Here is a 17,275-nt window from a genome sequence, read left to right as displayed (position 1 = left end):
TTGCATATTGCAGCTAAGAGCTGCCGAGGGATGATAACGGGAGTTAATTCTCCCGTTATCATCGGATACATTGATTATATAATCAATGTGCCCCTTCACTCTCTTTGCCTCCTGCGGAAAATGGCGGTTTTGCCAGCCAAACCAACATAGTCAAAATCAAGAAAATACCCGCAGAGAACCAAAAGATCTCATTGGATGAGATAATCAGTCCTTGATTGGTAATCTGTTTCGCCAGATAGGCTGCAATCTGCTGATCATTCATGCCCAATTGGGCTAGCTGATGATGAATTTGCTGATATTCAGGGTTGTATGGGTTGATATATTCCGCAAAATTGGCGTGGTGTATGGATTCGCGCTGTGTCCACATGGTAGTTGTGATGGACGTACCGATGGAACCCGACAATATACGGAAAAAGTTTGACAGGCTGGAAGCCGAAGCCATTCGGCTTGGCGAGAGACCGGAGAGTGTAATCGTGGTCAATGGCATAAAAAAACATGCCATGGCGAGTCCTTGGACAAATTGGGGCCAAGCGGCAGCGGCGAAATCCATGCCTGGTTCAAATGTATATGCCCGCCAATAAAAACAGCCCATATAAGTGAGGAAGCTGAATGTCACAAGATAGCGCATATCTATCTTATGACCAAATCGCCCAATGACGGGAGACAGCAGCAAAGGCAATAATCCCACTGGCGCAGCGGCAAAACCAGCCCAAGTTGCTGTATAGCCGAAAACTTCCTGTAATAGCTGAGGCAACAGGACTATCGTACCGAAGTAAAGCATGAAGGCTAAACTGATACAGAGTGTACCGATACAGAAATTGCGTTCTTTAAAAAGCGAGAGATCGATAATCGGGTGATCGTCCGTCAGCTCCCATACTACAAGGAAAATCAGGGCGAGTACGGCAATGATTGCCAGAACAATGATTTCCGTTGAGTTAAACCAGTCAAGCTCCTTACCTTGATCAAGCATAACTTGCAGGGAGCCAATACCGACAACCAATAAAAATAAACCCATGGTATCAATCGGTTTAATCTCTGTTTCTGTCTCGCGTTTACCCAATAGCCGCATTATGACAAAAATAATCGCAATCCCAAGCGGGATGTTAATGAAAAAAATCCATCCCCAATGGAAGTTGTCGCTGATATATCCCCCAAGGATAGGCCCGCAAATAGGGGCGACAACGATCATTACTGACCAGAGAGCCAGTGCCATGTTTCTTTTGGCTGGTGGATAGTTATTCAGCAGCAGACTTTGACACAGAGGAAGCACCGGGCCTGCGGCCATCCCTTGGATTACGCGGAATAAAATCAGCATACCAAGACTGCTGGAAATGCCGCATAGCCAAGATGCAAGTGTAAAAATTCCGGCAGACCAGAGAAACAATTTCACTTCACCAAAGCGCTTCGCTAACCAGCCGGTAATTGGGATGGAAATGGCATTGGCAACACCAAAGGAGGTGATGACCCATGTTCCTTGCGAGATTGAACCACCCAGATTACCTGCAATTGTCGGTATGGCGACGTTGGCGATGGTAGAATCGAGAACGAGCATGAAAGTCGCCATCGAAAGCGAAATGGTCAGAATAACCAGCTTCGCACCGGTAAGAGGTTCTCTTTTGGCCATGACATCCCCTAAATGTTATTCCCAACGTTACTATTAATGATGTCAGTAACTATTTTGTTAGCAGGAGACATATCGACTGACAAAGCATTGGTGTGATAAGCAGGAAGCTTACGTTCAGTCGTTGCCAGAGCAGAACCTTCGGTATTTGATGTATCGACCGTAACTTTAGTCGATAACCCAATCCGCAGAGGGTGTTGTTTTAATTGCTCAGATTCAAGTTCAATCCGGACGGGCAAACGCTGGACAACTTTAATCCAGTTGCCGCTGGCATTTTGTGCCGGCAATAGAGAAAAAGCGCTGCCGGTTCCCATATCAATGCCTGCCACTTTTCCGGTATAGACAACGCCGCTGCCGTAAAAATCGCTGGTAATTTCGACAGGTTGGCCGATGCGCATATTGGCAAGTTGGGTTTCTTTGAAATTCGCCTCAATCCACATATTGTTGGTTGGTACAATCGCCATCAATGGCGTTCCTGAATTTATGCGGGAGCCAACTTGAACACTGCGACGTGCAACATAACCATCAACAGGGCTGACAATCTGAGTTCTCTGCAAATTAAGCCATGCATCGCGCACGCCTGAAGCGGCTTTTTCGACAGCCGGTTGTTTTTCCAGTGGAGTATTGAGAATGGTGGCCTGATTGCTTTTGTATTGGGCAACAGCGATATCAAGTTCAGCTTGAGCCGCCGCCACAGTATCATACATATGCTGCAGCTCTTCTTTACCAATCAAATTTTTGCTTCCCAATATCTCCCGTCGATTGAGATCGCTTTGCGCTTTCTTGAGAGCAATTTTCTTCAGATCAATGGTGGCTTGAAATCTTTTACTATCAATCATGTGTTGATGAGTGATTCGGACTGTATTGGCAAGCTCATTTTCGGCCTTTTTCAAGGCTAGCTCAGCATCACGAGGATCGAGTTGCAATAGGGCCTGGCCGCTTTTCACAAAGTCAGTATTATCAAAATTGACTGTGGTGACGCTTCCCGCTACTTGCGACATGATTTGCACCTGATTACCAGCCACATAGGCATTATCGGTTTCTTGGTGATGGCGCAAAACGAGAAACCAATAAACGGCATAAATTACCGCCAGAATAAGGAGAAGGGATACCAGCGATATGATAACAGTGCGGCGTTGTTGCTTCTTATTGCTGCTGGTTTGATTTGACGGCAGTTTTACTTTCTCACTAGTACTCATAGAGAATTTCCGTATTTTTTCTTAGGTTAAATTGCTGGGTGGTCGCTATCAGGCAAAGGTATTTCCAGTAGTGTGTCGTTACACTACTGGAAAAACGGACAATATGGATTTTAATCTTATCTGAAGATAATAGTCAGCCATACGAAGTATCAAATAATACTGGCTAACAGAAAAGTTTTTTTAGGTCATGTTGCGATAACATGTTCTTCTTAGCTCAAAACTTTTCGAGGAAGAAATGATTACTTACTAAAACAATCGCCAACATTGTCTAATTGGTTCAAGATTTTCCTCATCAATTTCTCTAACTGATTTTTTTCTTCCAAATCCAGAATAGACCAAAGTTTAACCAGGCATTCATGCTGAGGAGGCAGCAAACTATTCAAGAAATTTGAACCTTTATCTGTTAGCTGAAGATGGAGGCAACGACGATCGTTATGGCTCTCTTTTCTTTCTATCCAGCCTTGTTTTTCCAATTCATCAGCAATACGTGTTGCATTTGTACGGGAAGATCCCAATGCAGCACTGAGTTCTGATGGCTGAATGCTGCGACTTTCTTTGGTATCCAGAATCATCAGAGCCATAAACAAGGTTTCATTGATTCCTTGCGCTTTCAGCATGTTATTACGATTTTCCAGTATTTTGCTCTGGACATGCATTGACAAGCGAGTGAGCAATATTTCTTGATAGGGAAAACTTTTTTGCTGTGCTACACGGCAATTAAGCAACTCTTCTGTGGGAGTGAATGAACTTTCCATTGTTTAGATACCTTATTAGTTTCAACCGGTAAAGTAACTTCTGTTAAAAACCATACAAATACTATATTAAAAGTTAAATTTAGCAATTGTAGTTATTTATTATCATCATATTTCTTTTGATATTGATACCTAATTCATAAATACCTTGAATATTAATCCAAAAATGGCAGCACCGGACAGTGTTGCAACGATAATGCTTCGTGTTTTATAAAAGAATAAACAGATGGTCAGAAAGCCGAATAGGGTGGGAAGAATTTTATTATGCTCTTTTATCACTTCTGGAATACTTGAAATGATGAGCAATGAGCAAATGGAAGCAATACCAATGCTATCGAGTATGACGCCTATCTTTCCACTTTTTCTGGCTGGTGAGTGATTGCCTCCTATACGTAATGGCAGGTAGCGGAATAGAAAATTAGCAATACCTACAACAAGGCCGATAAAAAGTATCTTATTATCAATCATATGATGTACTGTTATTCAACTGTGCGTTTTGAGATTGCGCATTTTTAGTTTGCAAAAGTGCGGCTAAACAGCCACTCATAATTCCGGCAAAAATGGCAATGGGTATTGAAAAAAATGTCATGCCGGCTATGGCTCCCGCTATAGAGGCAATGACGCAATAGCTGTTTTGTTTTTTGAATGACGCCAGTAAGAAGCTCAGAAATAGGGCAGGAAGCATAAAAATCATCGTGGCTTCGATGGCGGGGTATTCATCCAAATAACCGTTGCCTAATACCGTTCCCAATACAGTGCCCAATACCCAAGAGAGCCAGGAGCATATGGCAACGGCGACCATCCAGTTTTCACTCCAGCTACGATTATCTTTTATTAATTTGGTCGTTGCTGCGGCAAATACTTCATCGGTCAGGCCAAAGGCCCAGATCATGGTTTTCTTGTTCGACAATTTTTGTTTAATGCGGTAGCGCAATGCCGGGCCATACAGAATATGGCGAATATCCATAGCCATCACGGTCAAGGCGGTAATCCAAAGTGACATCCCGGCACTAAGCAGAGCTGTGATAACAAATTGGCTGGCCCCGGCATAGATTATGCATGAAAAGAAAATGGCTTCTAAGGGAGTGAACCCCAACTTGACTGAACTCAAACCAAACGCAAATGAAATGGGAATGTAGCCGATAACAATAGGAAGGCTATCCCAAATGCCATCTTTAAATGAAGAAACCTTATGCATTAAAGGTTGTTCAGACAGTAGCGCATCAGATATCGGTATGTGGGGTACAGATTTGTCTGGTATTTGCATACGACATTTTGTTTTTTTGTTAATAGGTGAAACAACATTAACAAAATATGATGAATGTGAAAATATGAAATGTATAAATTATCTAATTAATATTATTTATAACAACGGTTTTAGCAGGAATTTGGCGTGATGCGGAGGGAATTGTGAGTTTTTGTTAATGTTTTAGTCTGGTGATGCAGTTTGGGATAAGACATTTGGATAGCCTTTAGCAAACGTTCCATACGTGTTAGTGCTGTACCTAATGATTTAGTATGTGAATATCAATGTATGATCATTCTATGATTAATGAATAACCATGCCATTATCGGGGTTCTGCCTTTGGCCGGCATAAGGCGGCCATATTTGAGTTTTGTTATAGATGGAGAATAGCTATATATTCAATAGGGTTACGCTTATTGCCAGAGGAGATGAAGAGGCATAAGTTAATAACTCCGCGACAGGGAATGGATAAATATCATTCATTTTGAGTTTGATTTACATACAAATTAACCGTCTGTTATTGAGATATTATTTTAATCCACCTCGCTCTATTTTAATTAATTTATTCGATGGTCTGCTATATATTTTGTGCTCTTCTTGCCCGGAATTTCTTGTATGAGATTTTTAGCTTACCTTCATTGTTATAAAAATTTATTTCATAACAATGAAATAGATTGCTTCAAGGTATCTTCCATATGAGAACTCAACAAATCAAGAAATGAAAACGAACTCATCAAGCGATTTCTTTCTTAATTCTCGAGTGCGCTTCATCACAGTTTTCAATGAAACTCTTTATTTGTTAAAAATAATAGGCTTTTTCGCGCGATTGATTAATTGACAACAATGTAATTTACACTTTGCCTCTTTGGATTTTGCTTTTCCGGCTGAGGTTATTCACTCTGGTCATTTTTACTTGGTTTCTTCACTATATTTTTTTGCCGTGTGTTTTTCCGTACTGTTATAAATATTCAGCAGTAAGAATTTAGTTATGCTCCTAAAGGGTTTTATCCTTGGTTGGGATATTCAAATCGGGTGTATATGAGTGAATAGTCGTTTTGATTGCCATAAATCATAACACTTCTGGTAAAAAAACTTTGTAGTATAGAGAGTTGTTAATAATAAAAACTAACATTTGTTTATTATATCAAGATAGTTTTTTTATGAAATAAAGACTACATATAGATATTTTGTATTGCTTTTATTCTATATGTTGTATTCTTTCTTTTTTTAAAAAAGTGACATTAAAAATAAAGTGTCATATATTATTGGCAGAGCCATAATTTTAATTGTCAGAGGGTGGTATGGTTTCTTTATCAAATTGTCAGATGTGTAACCGAATTCATCATTGCAAATTGATGAAGGAGAGATTTAGGCTAGTACAGAAATTTTTAATAATAAATTAAATGGAGGTAGTTTATGTACCATCATTACCTGAATACTCCAGAAGGATTTCCTAAGCCTTATGTACATATCACTGCGGATGATGAAGGAGTAACCAGCATTTATTTTGTTAATGAAAAGAAAGAGTCAGAATCTAAAAACTCGATTACCAAACAGTGTGTAAAAGAGCTGCAGGAATATTTCAAAGGAAAGAGACTGACATTTACAGTTCCTTTAAGTATGCAAGGAACTGAATTTCAAAGGCGTGTCTGGCAGCAGCTCTGCACTATCCCTTATGGCGAAATGTGGAGTTATAAACAATTAGCGTTGACATTGGGCTCGGTAAATTATTGTCGTGCGGTCGGTATGGCAAATTCACGTAATCCTATTTCATTGATTGTTCCCTGCCATAGAGTAATTGGTCATGATGGTAAATTAGTTGGCTATACTGGAGGGTTGGATATCAAGGAATGGTTGCTGGAGCATGAAAAGCACAGGAAGGTGAAAAGTAAACAAAATTAAAATAAAACGCTAATTTATTTGTGAAATCAGTAGAGGCGTATAAAATCATCTATGTAATTAAAGCGAAAAAACGCGTTTTTTACATTTTATTATATAATTCGTGATCTATGTTGCAGACAGTGGGCTATATTTTTTGTTGTACTGTAGGCGACGCTGAGTTAGTGTCTATTTTTATTAAAGGTAAGTTTTGATGTCAAAAATTAAAGGTAACGTTAAGTGGTTTAATGAATCCAAAGGATTCGGTTTTATCACTCCAGAAGATGGTAGTAAAGATGTTTTTGTACACTTTTCCGCCATTCAGTCTAACGGATTCAAAACTCTGGCCGAAGGCCAAAAAGTAGAGTTTGAAATTACTGAGGGCGAAAAAGGTCCATCTGCTGCGAACGTTGTCGCAATCTAATTTCGAATCCCATATTTCTTTAAAACCCGTCATTGATGACGGGTTTTTTTCGTTTTGGGACGGCAGACAGGTAATTACAGCTTATTTATGATCGCAAAAGCAAGGGCAGTCATAAGCAACGAACTCCCGACATTTGCCAATATGCCAGCCAGTGCCCAGCCTATCTTCCCTGTTTGCAGAAGGTAAACGATTTCAACGGAAAAGGTAGAAAAAGTGGTCAGCCCACCGCAAAAACCCGTTGTCAGCATTAACTTCCAGACGGGATCAAGGTGCGGAGCTTTATTGAAATAAGCCAAACCCAGCCCAATGATGAATGCGCCGATGCAGTTAGCCGTCAGCGTACCAACGGCTATCGGAGAAGAAGGGTTATTCAGGCGGCAACTGATGAGCCAGCGCAGAACGCTACCAAAACCACCACCGACAAATATGGCCAGAACAATATTTATCATAATGGTGGCAGCGGGTTATTTAACTTCCATGCCCTTGGCTTGCAAGTCAGCATGGTAAGATGAACGAACGAACGGGCCACAAGCAGCATGGGTAAAGCCCATTTCCAGCGCCGCTTCTTTCATTTCTTCAAATTCAGCAGGGCTGACATAACGCTGGACTGGCAGGTGATGGCGACTTGGCTGCAAGTACTGGCCAAGGGTCAACATGGTGACACCATGACGACGCAAATCACGCATAACCTCGATGATCTCTTCGTTAGTTTCTCCCAATCCCACCATCAAACCTGATTTAGTCGGGATATCTGGGTGAGCTTCCTTGAATTTTTCCAGTAATTTCAATGACCATTCATAGTTAGCACCTGGACGAACCTGACGATAAATACGTGGCACGTTTTCCAAATTGTGGTTAAACACATCCGGTGGTGTCGCGGTCAGAATTTCCAGTGCACGATCCATGCGACCACGAAAATCCGGCACCAGTGTTTCTATTTTGATTGAAGGATTTTTTTCACGGATAGCAGAGATACAGTCAGCGAAATGCTGTGCGCCGCCATCACGCAGGTCATCGCGGTCAACAGATGTGATAACGACATAGCGCAGATTCATATCTTGGATGGTCTGTGCAAGTTTAACCGGTTCATTAGCATCCGGTGCATTCGGACGGCCATGAGCTACGTCGCAGAATGGGCAACGGCGAGTACAGATGGCCCCCAAGATCATAAAGGTGGCGGTTCCGTGATTAAAACACTCAGCAAGGTTAGGGCAGGAGGCTTCTTCACAGACTGAATGCAACCCATTTTTGCGCATTGCAGCTTTAATGCCTTGAATGCGGCTGGAATCCGCAGGAAGTTTGATTTTCATCCACTCAGGTTTACGCAAGAGTGCTTCACGTTCTGTGGCAACTGTCTTCACAGGGATCAAAGCCATCTTGTCTGCGTCGCGATATTTGACACCGCGTTCCATCTGAATTGGTTTACTCATAATCGTGCTGGTTCCAGTTATATTCTTCAGATTTTTATTTACTGCCTGATAGTGATAAGAGAAATATCGAGGCAATAAATCCATTCAAATTTTTTTGAAAAATGTTAAAAAATTATATCATCAATCATTGATTAGTTGAAATCCCAAGATCTGACAGAATTTTTCTACCAGAACGGGTTGTACATCTTCAATTGTCACGTCAGTAATGAAATCACTGAGTTGGATCATTTTCATGCCTGCATAACCACATGGGTTAATGCGTAAAAACGGTTCTAAATCCATTGCTATATTCAGCGCCAGGCCGTGGAAAGAACATCCTTTACGGATCCGCAGCCCAAGAGAACATATTTTATTGCCTGAGACGTAAACACCTGGCGCATCTGGGCGAGCGTATGCTTCCACACCAAAATGTGCCAGCGTTTCAATCACAGTATTTTCGATTGCCGTTACCAACTGACGAACACCAATTTTTGCCCGTTTCAAATCAATCAAAACATACATGACCTGCTGCCCAGGCCCATGATAGGTGACTTGACCACCCCTGTCCGATTGAATGACCGGAATATCACCAGCGACAAGCACGTGCTCGGATTTACCTGCCTGACCTTGTGTAAAGACTTTTTCGTGTTGGACCAGCCAGATTTCATCAGGTGTTTCCGCAGTACGCTGTTCGGTAAATTGATGCATGGCATCAGAAACCGGCTCGTAAGGCTGAATACCTAACTGGCGTAAGATAACGGTGTTATGTTGCAATGGGGGTTCATCATTCGTTAATAAAAAGTGCCCGTCAGTATAACGCCCTAAGATGAATCTCACCAGTTCGAGAATGACTTAATGCAATAATATTGTTAATTAGACGAATATATTTATATTTTATATTATCATAGTTATATATTTCGTCGATTTCCTTTAATCACTGTTTGAGATAACAGATGGTCAGAAAAAACCAACTATTGATTGTTGGGCACCTTTGTAGTTTTTTGGTGCTCCTGTACAGCCTTTCGATGCTGTTGCCTATTTTTGTTGCATTGTTTTATAAAGAAAAAAGTGTTTTTGCGTTTTTTGAAACATTTATTATTGGATTAATCGCCGGGGGTGTGGGTTGGTATCTCACCCGTAAAACGAAAGTACAACCCAGTACGCAAGATGGGTTTCTTATTATTGTATTATTTTGGCTGCTGTTTTCGATAATCAGCGCCTTGCCATTTGTACTCGACAAAAGTTTGAATATCAAACTCGTGGATGCGATGTTTGAAGGTGTTTCCGGGATAACGACCACGGGAGCAACAATACTGAATGATGTTTCCGCTTTGCCCAAATCGATGCTTTATTATCGTGCCCAACTCAATTTTATCGGTGGATTGGGAGTCATTGTTCTTGCTGTAGCGATTTTGCCATTACTGGGTATTGGTGGCGCCAAACTTTATCAATCAGAAATGCCCGGCCCTTTCAAAGAAGAGCGATTGACTCCGCGTCTTGCGGACAGTGCCAAGAGCTTATGGGTTGTTTATTTATTGTTGGGAGGGTTATGCTCGGTCAGCTTTTGGGGGGCTGGGATGTCATGGTTCGATGCTATTTGCCATGGCATTTCAACCGTCTCTCTGGGGGGATTTTCAACCCGCAATGAAAGCCTTGGTTATTATGACAGTGCTGCTATTGAAATGGTGGGGGGAATTTTCTCAGTATTGTCGGCCGTCAACTTTACGCTTTATTTCGTTGCCTTGACACGCCGGAGCCTGAAACCGCTCTTGAAAAATGCGGAGCTACAATTCTTCTTATTAGTGCTGGCGGGAATAGTCTGTATTATTTGGCTGGAATTATACCGCTCTGGCATGTATGGCATAAAAGATGCCTTTGTTCATGGCTTTTTTATGACCAGCTCCATGATGACCGACAATGGCTTGGCAACATCGGATTACGCCCAATGGCCGCCCCATACTATCTTGATGCTGCTGGCAGTCAGTTTTTTTGGCGGCTGTGTGGGATCAACGTGTGGTGGTATCAAAGCATTGCGCTTCTTGATCTTGGCAAAGCAAAGTTTCAGTGAAATTAATCAACTCGTTCATCCAAATGCCATTTCGACGATCAAGATAGGTCAATCTGCGGTTCAAGAACGTGTATTGCGATCGGTCTGGGGCTTTTTTTTCCTCTATGTTTTTTTTAGCTGCTTTTTTATATGGGCATTGAATCTGCTTGGCTATGATTTGGTGACATCATTTGCCACGGTTGCTGCCTGTATCAATAATATGGGAATTGGATATGGCGCAACAGCCCAAGGTTTTGGTGAGCTTGATGCTGCAGCAAAATGGATGATGTGTGCGGCTATGTTATTGGGAAGGCTGGAAATTTACCCAATACTGATTTTGTGCTCGAAAGCGTTTTGGCGATTTTAGTTACGCTGTTTTAATTACTCTATTTCACTTGTTATGTGTACCCATTGAATGGGTACACATAACTATTCACAGCCAGATTCACAACTAGAAAGCGACGGAATAACTTAGCCCGAATGCTCTTCCTCTACCCTTGTAGCTATATAATTCAGGTGCGCCATATCCCGGGCTATAAAAGACGCGGGCACGTTGCCCCCAAATCGTGGTGTAATTTGTATCCAGCAAATTTTCGATACTGAAGTTGATTTTTCCAACTGGCAAATAGTAAGTGCCGAGAAAATCAACGGTATTGTATCCATCTATCTTTTTACCGCTGTCATCAGAGACATTAAATGCTTGTTGTGATTGCAAACGGAATTCCCAATCATCCGGAGCCCAATCAACATAAGCGGTCATTTTTGATGGGCTGGCATCGGTGATCGACAACTTTTCCCATCTCCCACTTTTTTGCGTTTCCGATTTGAGAATATTGAACGTGGTTCCGACTTTCCAGTCACTATTGTCAAAGAAATAATCTACGGCACCTTCCACACCATAAATACGCCGCTTATTGGGGTTCACAATGATAGTCATATCTGTTTTATTGACACCGATTGTGATATCCGACAGAGAATAATAAGTCGCGATTTGTGTATGCAGATTATCTCCGTTATAACGCCATCCCAATTCATATGAATTGACTTTAATGCCCCTTAATTTGGAATCATTGACATTGACGCTGTTTCTTAACGGATAGTGCCCGTTCACTGGTTTACCGTAATCACCCGAACCGTAGTATTTGCCTAAGTCAGGCAGTTCAAACCCTTGAGAAAAGTTAAACCATACTTGTTGGTTTTTAGCTAGGTTAGCGAGTATTCCCGCATTGAACAGGTAGTTATTGTAGCTCGTTGTGCCGCCGGGGATGGTATCTGCGGATTTTGCCTCTTTCTCCGCAATCGCCTGCTGCTGTTTATACGCGATAAAATCATCGATTTTGTTCTGCGTATATTGATAGCGAATGCCGCCGTTGATGGTAAATATTGAATTGATATCGTAGCTCGTTTGTAAAAAAGGAGCCAAGTTGGTAATCGTGAACCCCGGATATCGGCCAACATTATAGTTATTTTTTAATTTCATCCCGCCGGATTTTCGTGCGGTATCTAAATTAAAGAATTGCTGATTTGCACTGAATTTTTCATGCTCAGCATCAAATCCGTATGTTAATGACAAATTTTCAATAGGTTGGCTATTGAGTGTGAATTTTCCACCGTAAAATTGGGTTTTTTGCTCTGATGAACTGATACTGTTGACTTTACCCTTTGTAAGGGTTGGAAATGGATAAAAAGCAAAAGACTCATCACGATAAAAAGTCTGGGCAACTAAATCCTGCCCTAAAAAATCGGTATTGGAATATTGCAGGCTTACCAAATGGCGTTCAGTACCGGGAATGCGATCTGAATCTAATCCACTGGCATTATAAGCCGCCGCTTTGCCGGTGACAGCGGCAAAATCTTGACCGAGATAGATGCCATGCTTGCCGTCAGCCTTACTCCGGTAATATTGCGTTATTAACTGTAATTGCTGGTGTTCATCAATGGTAAGTTGCCCGGTTCCCATGACATCAAGCCGATCGGAATATTGCAGGCCTGTTTGAGTATTATCGATTAAAACTTCATTCTTTTTGCCATCAAACCAGCCACCGTAACGTTGGTAAGAGGCGGAAAGGCGACCATGTATATGATCAGTACCGCCACTAATGGCTGCGGCTACTTTTTCATCATGATCTTGGCGGCTTATCAAGCCACTTTTGCCGCCCAATTGCAGATCAACTTGTTTTTCCTGCTGCCCTTTTTTCGTGACAATATTAATTAATCCCCCCGTACTGCCACCGCCATAAAGCGACGTCGCGCCAGATATGACTTCAATATGGTCAATATTGAATGGGTCGATAGAATCTAATTGCCGGCTATCGGAACGGGAAGAATTTAAACGCACGCCATCAATCATGACAGCAATTGATCGGCCACGAATATTCATTCCATGATTAGTTCGGCCTTGGCTGCTGACATCCATGCCCGGAATTAATTGGGCCAGAATATCTTTGAATTCTTTGCCCCCATCCATTTGCTGCTCAATATCACTCTTCTCAATTACCCAAGTTGTTTGCGCCATTTGGGGAATGCTGCGGTGAGTACGGCTGGAAGAAACAACAATGCGATCTTCTTTATCACTTTCTTTTTTTAATTCTGTTGCTGAAACAGATGGGGCCAAAATAACAGACAAACAGGGCGAAATAATCCAAAAAGAACTGCGCTTTATCATTGATTGCCTTCGTATTGAATAAATGAATTAATTTCAGAATCATTATCAATGTTGCAATGATTTCATTCTGAAAACAAAGAATTAAATGCTATTAATAATAATTATTAAGATGATATTCATTTGTTTTGTTGTGTAAAGCATTTTGTGTATTATGTCTACAATTCAACGCAGTAATCGTAACCTTTATCCAGAGGTAATTAGGTTTGATTGAAAGTATTTCATCCCCAACTTCTAATTTTGTTTTGCAACGAGTTAGTTTTGCTGTTTCAGGCCGACGGCTACTCAGTGATCTCTCATTGGCATTCACTTCAGGTCTGGTTACGGGGTTAATTGGTCATAATGGCTCAGGCAAATCGACATTATTGAAAATGCTGGGGCGCCATCAGCCGCCAAGTGAAGGCACAATACAACTGGCAGAACAGCCGATAGCACAGTGGAACAATAAAGCGTTTGCACGTGAAGTTGCTTATTTGCCACAGCAATTGCCGCCAGCAGAAGGGATGACTGTGCGTGAATTGGTTGCTGTCGGTCGGTATCCTTGGCATGGGGCTTTGGGGCGGTTTAGCTCTGAGGATCGTCGTCATGTCGAAGAGGCAATAGCGCTGGTGGACTTGAGCTCCTTGGCTAATCGGCTGGTTGATAGTTTGTCGGGCGGGGAACGCCAACGTGCATGGCTTGCAATGACCGTCGCCCAGAACAGCCGCTGCCTGTTGCTCGATGAACCTACTTCAGCACTGGATATAGCACATCAAGTTGAAGTGCTGGCCCTGATCCAACGCTTGAGCCGTGAAAAGGGGTTGACGGTGATTGCAGTCCTGCATGATATCAATATGGCTGCGCGCTATTGTGATCATTTGGTGGCTTTACGGGGCGGAGAACTGATAGCTCAGGGAACCCCCCAAGAAATAATGCAAGAGCATGTATTAGAAAAAATATATGGAATAGAGATGGGGATTTTGCCTCATCCTGCTGGTGGAGCTCCGGTAAGTTTTGTCTACTGATGAATAAATTTAACCCTAATTTTGGCCGCCGTCGTTTACTTACAACGCTGGCCCTTTCTCCGTTATGGATGCCATCGCTGGCCCGTTCGGTGACTTCCCCGTATGTTACCCATCCTGATAGCCAACGCATTGCTGTATTGGAATGGCTGCCAGTAGAGCTACTGACTGCTCTGGGAATTATGCCGTTGGCTGTGGCTGATATTCGTAATTATAACTTGTGGGTACGGGAGCCTGAATTATCGCCCCAAGTAATCGATTTGGGGACGCGCACTGAGCCTAATATGGAATTGTTGCAGCAATTATCACCTTCCCTGATCCTTTACTCACAAAATTATGGCCCTGCAGTGGCGAAAATGACGACAATTGCGCCAATAATGGGGTTCAGTTTCACAAGCAAAACCCGAACTCCATTAGCTGAAGCATGGCATTCATTGCAACAGCTTGCTGAGCGACTCGAGCTTCATCACCAATATGCCCAACATGTGCAACACTATCATAGGCAGATGGAACAATGCCGGCAGCGGCTGCACATTTGGCATGATGTACCTATTTTATTATTTACTTTGTTGGATAAAGACCATGCGATGGTTTTTGGCGACGGTAGCCTGTTCAAGGATGTCCTCGATAATCTGGGCTTGCAAAATGCCTGGAAAGGAAAAACAAATGCTTGGGGAAGTCAGGTGGTGAATATCGAGCAACTAGCCGCTATTCAAGATGCCAAGGCTATCTTTTTCAGTCATGGAAATGACGCACTGTTCACTCGTGTACAGCAAACTCCATTATGGAGAGCACTGCCGTTTGTAAAACGTTACCCGATCAGCATTCAACCTGCCGTGTGGTTTTATGGTGCTACGCTGTCAGCCATGCGCTTTAGTGAATTATTGACGTCAGCGTTGGAGAAGCGGGCATGAAGTGTTTGTGGACGGTACTTTTACTATTGTTGTTTCCATCACTGATGTTGACATTCTATAACCTGCAACATCAATTGCCTGTTTTCCAGTGGTGGCAATCTTTATATTCTCCCGACGCGGATAATATCCGTCAGGTTGTGATGCATTACAGCACATTACCCCGTCTGGTCATTTCCCTGTTAGTTGGGGCAGGGCTGGGATTGGCGGGATTATTATTTCAGCAGGTATTGCGCAATCCTCTGGCCGAGCCTGCAACCCTCGGCGTTTCTGCCGGAGCCCAATGTGGTGTGACACTGGCATTACTACTGGCAGTACCACCAGATAGCCTGTTAATGCAACTGGCCGCTTTGGCAGGTTCGGTGGTAGTTGCATTGGTAGTATTCGGGTTGTCGTGGGGACGGCGCTTATCACCGATAACGCTGATTCTTGCCGGCTTAGTGATGGGGCTATATTGCGGTGCCGTCAATTCTCTGTTGGCACTGTTTAACTATGAAAAATTACAAGGCATGTTTGTCTGGGCGAGTGGTTCATTGGCCCAGCACGATTGGCAAATTGTACAGTGGTTGATTCCGACATTGTCAATTTCACTGGTGCTGACTTTATTGCTACTAAGACCATTAACGCTGCTTGGATTGGATGACGGAGTGGCGAAAAATCTTGGATTGGGCCTGAACAGTGCCCGGTTGGCTGCATTGTCACTGGCTGTTGTTCTCAGTGCTGTGATGGTCAATGCGGTGGGGGTGATTGGCTTTATTGGTTTATTTGCCCCATTGCTGGCACGTATTTGTGGCGCAAGGCAATTGAGTCAGCAAGTGCTTATGTCACCGCTGATTGGAGCCTTATTATTGTGGTTTACTGATCAGGTTGTACAGTGGCTGGCGACTGTATGGCGCAATATTCCCACAGGTTCGGTCGTCGCGCTAATCGGAGCCCCTCTCTTGTTGTGGCTTTTGCCCCGTCTGCGTACCAATGGGCAAAGGCCTGCACTTTCAACTCTCGAGAAAATTCTCGTTGAACGTCGGGCATTTTGGCGTTGGATCATATTGGGGATATTGCTGCTGAGTGCAATGACAATAACAGCATTACTGTTCGGGCGTGGGGCTGAAGGTTGGTATTGGGCACAGGGTGATAAAATCGCTGAATTATTGCCTTGGCGCTGGCCGCGTGTAATAGCAGCATTGAGTGCAGGAATGATGTTGGCTGTTGCAGGGACGATGATCCAAAAACTGACGGGCAATCCCATGGCCAGCCCTGAAGTTTTAGGGATTTCATCTGGCGCGGCATTAGGCGTTTTGACATTACTATTAATGACATCCGGCAATGTTTTTGTCTGGTTACTTCCCGCAGGAAGCTTGGGAGCTGCCCTTACTCTGCTATTGGTTATCCTTGTATCCCGCCGGCAAGGTTTTTCGGCACAACGGATGTTATTGTCCGGTATTGCAATTAGTACGGTATTTGGCACGTTAATTGTAATGGTGCTGGCAAGTGGTGATCCTCGCACGGGAATGTTGCTGGCATGGCTATCAGGCTCAACTTACGGGGTTGAACCCACTCAGGCACTTTTCACGTTGGCAATTGCCTTAATATTGATAGGATTGACGCCGTTATATCGCCGTTGGTTGACGATTTTACCATTGGGAAGTGCCAGTGCTCAGTCTGTGGGCATTTCTCTGACTTCCTCACGATGGCTCATTTTATTGATAGCTTCCGCACTTACCGCAGCCGCAACGTTAATGACCGGGCCATTAAGCTTTGTTGGTTTAATGGCTCCGCATATGGCTCGCATGATGGGATTCAGGCGGGCAATGCCACAGTTGATGATAGGAATGTTGCTGGGAGGATCTTTGATGCTACTAGCTGATTGGTGTGGACGGATTCTGCTGTTTCCTTACCAGATCCCGGCAGGGTTGCTCGCGGCTTTTATTGGCGTTCCTTACTTTATTGTGTTGCTACGCCGGCAGGTCAGATAGGGATGAATTCAGGGGAGAGCCTGAAGGTTCAGAAAGAATATTTAGCATAAATGGCTATTATTAGTAGTCATGCGAATAATTATCAATATGATATTGATTTGCGTTATCGATTAGTCTAGGTTGTCAGGTATCCTTTCGATAACGAGAATAAC

Annotated in this window: 15 protein-coding genes; 6 read left to right on the top strand and 9 right to left on the bottom strand. The window is 43.0% G+C overall.

The genetic code is table 11. From position 1 onward, the window contains the following. Nucleotides 1-82 precede the first annotated feature (82 nt). The 5 genes from emrB to FE392_RS13590 form a co-directional block, all read right to left on the bottom strand. On the bottom strand, nucleotides 83-1,624 hold the full coding sequence (gene emrB, locus FE392_RS13610; RefSeq protein WP_319930756.1) for a multidrug efflux MFS transporter permease subunit EmrB: 1,542 nt from the start codon (nucleotides 1,622-1,624) through the stop codon (nucleotides 83-85). 8 nt (nucleotides 1,625-1,632) lie between these two features. Next, the gene (gene emrA, locus FE392_RS13605) at nucleotides 1,633-2,820 is read right to left on the bottom strand and encodes a multidrug efflux MFS transporter periplasmic adaptor subunit EmrA (RefSeq protein WP_319930755.1); all 1,188 of its coding nucleotides are present in this window, start codon (nucleotides 2,818-2,820) and stop codon (nucleotides 1,633-1,635) included. Between the two features lie 239 nt (nucleotides 2,821-3,059). Continuing rightward, a complete protein-coding gene (gene mprA / locus FE392_RS13600) occupies nucleotides 3,060-3,575 on the bottom strand; it encodes a transcriptional repressor MprA (RefSeq protein ID WP_319930754.1) in 516 nt (171 codons plus the stop codon). Between the two features lie 129 nt (nucleotides 3,576-3,704). After that, on the bottom strand, nucleotides 3,705-4,037 hold the full coding sequence (ygaH, locus tag FE392_RS13595; RefSeq protein ID WP_319930774.1) for an L-valine transporter subunit YgaH: 333 nt from the start codon (nucleotides 4,035-4,037) through the stop codon (nucleotides 3,705-3,707). Then, on the bottom strand, nucleotides 4,033-4,770 hold the full coding sequence (locus FE392_RS13590; protein ID WP_319930773.1) for an AzlC family ABC transporter permease: 738 nt from the start codon (nucleotides 4,768-4,770) through the stop codon (nucleotides 4,033-4,035). The genes ygaH and FE392_RS13590 overlap by 5 nt, the downstream gene beginning before the upstream one ends. Nucleotides 4,771-6,234: 1,464 nt before the next feature. Between FE392_RS13590 and FE392_RS13585 the strand changes: the two genes are divergently transcribed. Beyond that, nucleotides 6,235-6,720, top strand: a complete 486-nt coding sequence (locus tag FE392_RS13585; RefSeq protein WP_319930753.1) for a methylated-DNA--[protein]-cysteine S-methyltransferase — start codon at nucleotides 6,235-6,237, stop codon at nucleotides 6,718-6,720. Between the two features lie 190 nt (nucleotides 6,721-6,910). After that, a complete protein-coding gene (gene cspE / locus FE392_RS13580) occupies nucleotides 6,911-7,120 on the top strand; it encodes a transcription antiterminator/RNA stability regulator CspE (protein ID WP_092512657.1) in 210 nt (69 codons plus the stop codon). Nucleotides 7,121-7,194: 74 nt separating this feature from the next. On the opposite strand, the gene crcB is transcribed toward cspE, so the two are convergent. From crcB to lipB, 3 genes are all read right to left on the bottom strand, one after another. Further along, nucleotides 7,195-7,569 (bottom strand): fluoride efflux transporter CrcB, encoded by a 375-nt coding sequence (crcB, locus tag FE392_RS13575; RefSeq protein ID WP_319930752.1) that lies wholly within the window; start codon nucleotides 7,567-7,569, stop codon nucleotides 7,195-7,197. Between the two features lie 15 nt (nucleotides 7,570-7,584). After that, the gene (gene lipA / locus FE392_RS13570) at nucleotides 7,585-8,550 is read right to left on the bottom strand and encodes a lipoyl synthase (protein ID WP_092512653.1); all 966 of its coding nucleotides are present in this window, start codon (nucleotides 8,548-8,550) and stop codon (nucleotides 7,585-7,587) included. A gap of 120 nt (nucleotides 8,551-8,670) precedes the next feature. After that, nucleotides 8,671-9,303: a lipoyl(octanoyl) transferase LipB gene (gene lipB / locus FE392_RS13565; protein WP_319930772.1), complete on the bottom strand. Its 633-nt coding sequence runs from the start codon at nucleotides 9,301-9,303 to the stop codon at nucleotides 8,671-8,673. A gap of 179 nt (nucleotides 9,304-9,482) precedes the next feature. Between lipB and FE392_RS13560 the strand changes: the two genes are divergently transcribed. Next, nucleotides 9,483-10,943, top strand: coding sequence for a TrkH family potassium uptake protein (locus FE392_RS13560; RefSeq protein WP_319930751.1), 1,461 nt, complete (start codon nucleotides 9,483-9,485; stop codon nucleotides 10,941-10,943). Nucleotides 10,944-11,027: 84 nt separating this feature from the next. Here FE392_RS13560 and FE392_RS13555 read toward each other — a convergent pair whose 3' ends face one another. Continuing rightward, nucleotides 11,028-13,241 (bottom strand): TonB-dependent siderophore receptor, encoded by a 2,214-nt coding sequence (locus FE392_RS13555; protein ID WP_319930750.1) that lies wholly within the window; start codon nucleotides 13,239-13,241, stop codon nucleotides 11,028-11,030. A 203-nt stretch (nucleotides 13,242-13,444) separates the two neighbouring features. On the opposite strand from FE392_RS13555, the gene fhuC reads away from it, so the two are divergent. From fhuC to fhuB, 3 genes are read left to right on the top strand one after another with little or no spacing between them, the layout of a single operon-like run. Next, nucleotides 13,445-14,242: a Fe3+-hydroxamate ABC transporter ATP-binding protein FhuC gene (gene fhuC, locus FE392_RS13550; RefSeq protein WP_319930749.1), complete on the top strand. Its 798-nt coding sequence runs from the start codon at nucleotides 13,445-13,447 to the stop codon at nucleotides 14,240-14,242. Next, nucleotides 14,242-15,153: a Fe(3+)-hydroxamate ABC transporter substrate-binding protein FhuD gene (gene fhuD, locus FE392_RS13545; RefSeq protein ID WP_319930748.1), complete on the top strand. Its 912-nt coding sequence runs from the start codon at nucleotides 14,242-14,244 to the stop codon at nucleotides 15,151-15,153. The genes fhuC and fhuD overlap by 1 nt, the downstream gene beginning before the upstream one ends. Beyond that, the gene (gene fhuB, locus FE392_RS13540) at nucleotides 15,150-17,123 is read left to right on the top strand and encodes a Fe(3+)-hydroxamate ABC transporter permease FhuB (RefSeq protein ID WP_319930747.1); all 1,974 of its coding nucleotides are present in this window, start codon (nucleotides 15,150-15,152) and stop codon (nucleotides 17,121-17,123) included. The genes fhuD and fhuB overlap by 4 nt, the downstream gene beginning before the upstream one ends. The last annotated feature ends 152 nt before the right edge of the window (nucleotides 17,124-17,275 follow it).

The organism is Xenorhabdus santafensis, assembly GCF_033949405.1.
In the GTDB taxonomy this organism is placed as follows: domain Bacteria; phylum Pseudomonadota; class Gammaproteobacteria; order Enterobacterales; family Enterobacteriaceae; genus Xenorhabdus; species Xenorhabdus santafensis.
Note: the sequence above shows the minus strand (reverse complement) of the source record. Positions and strands in the feature narration are given on the sequence as shown.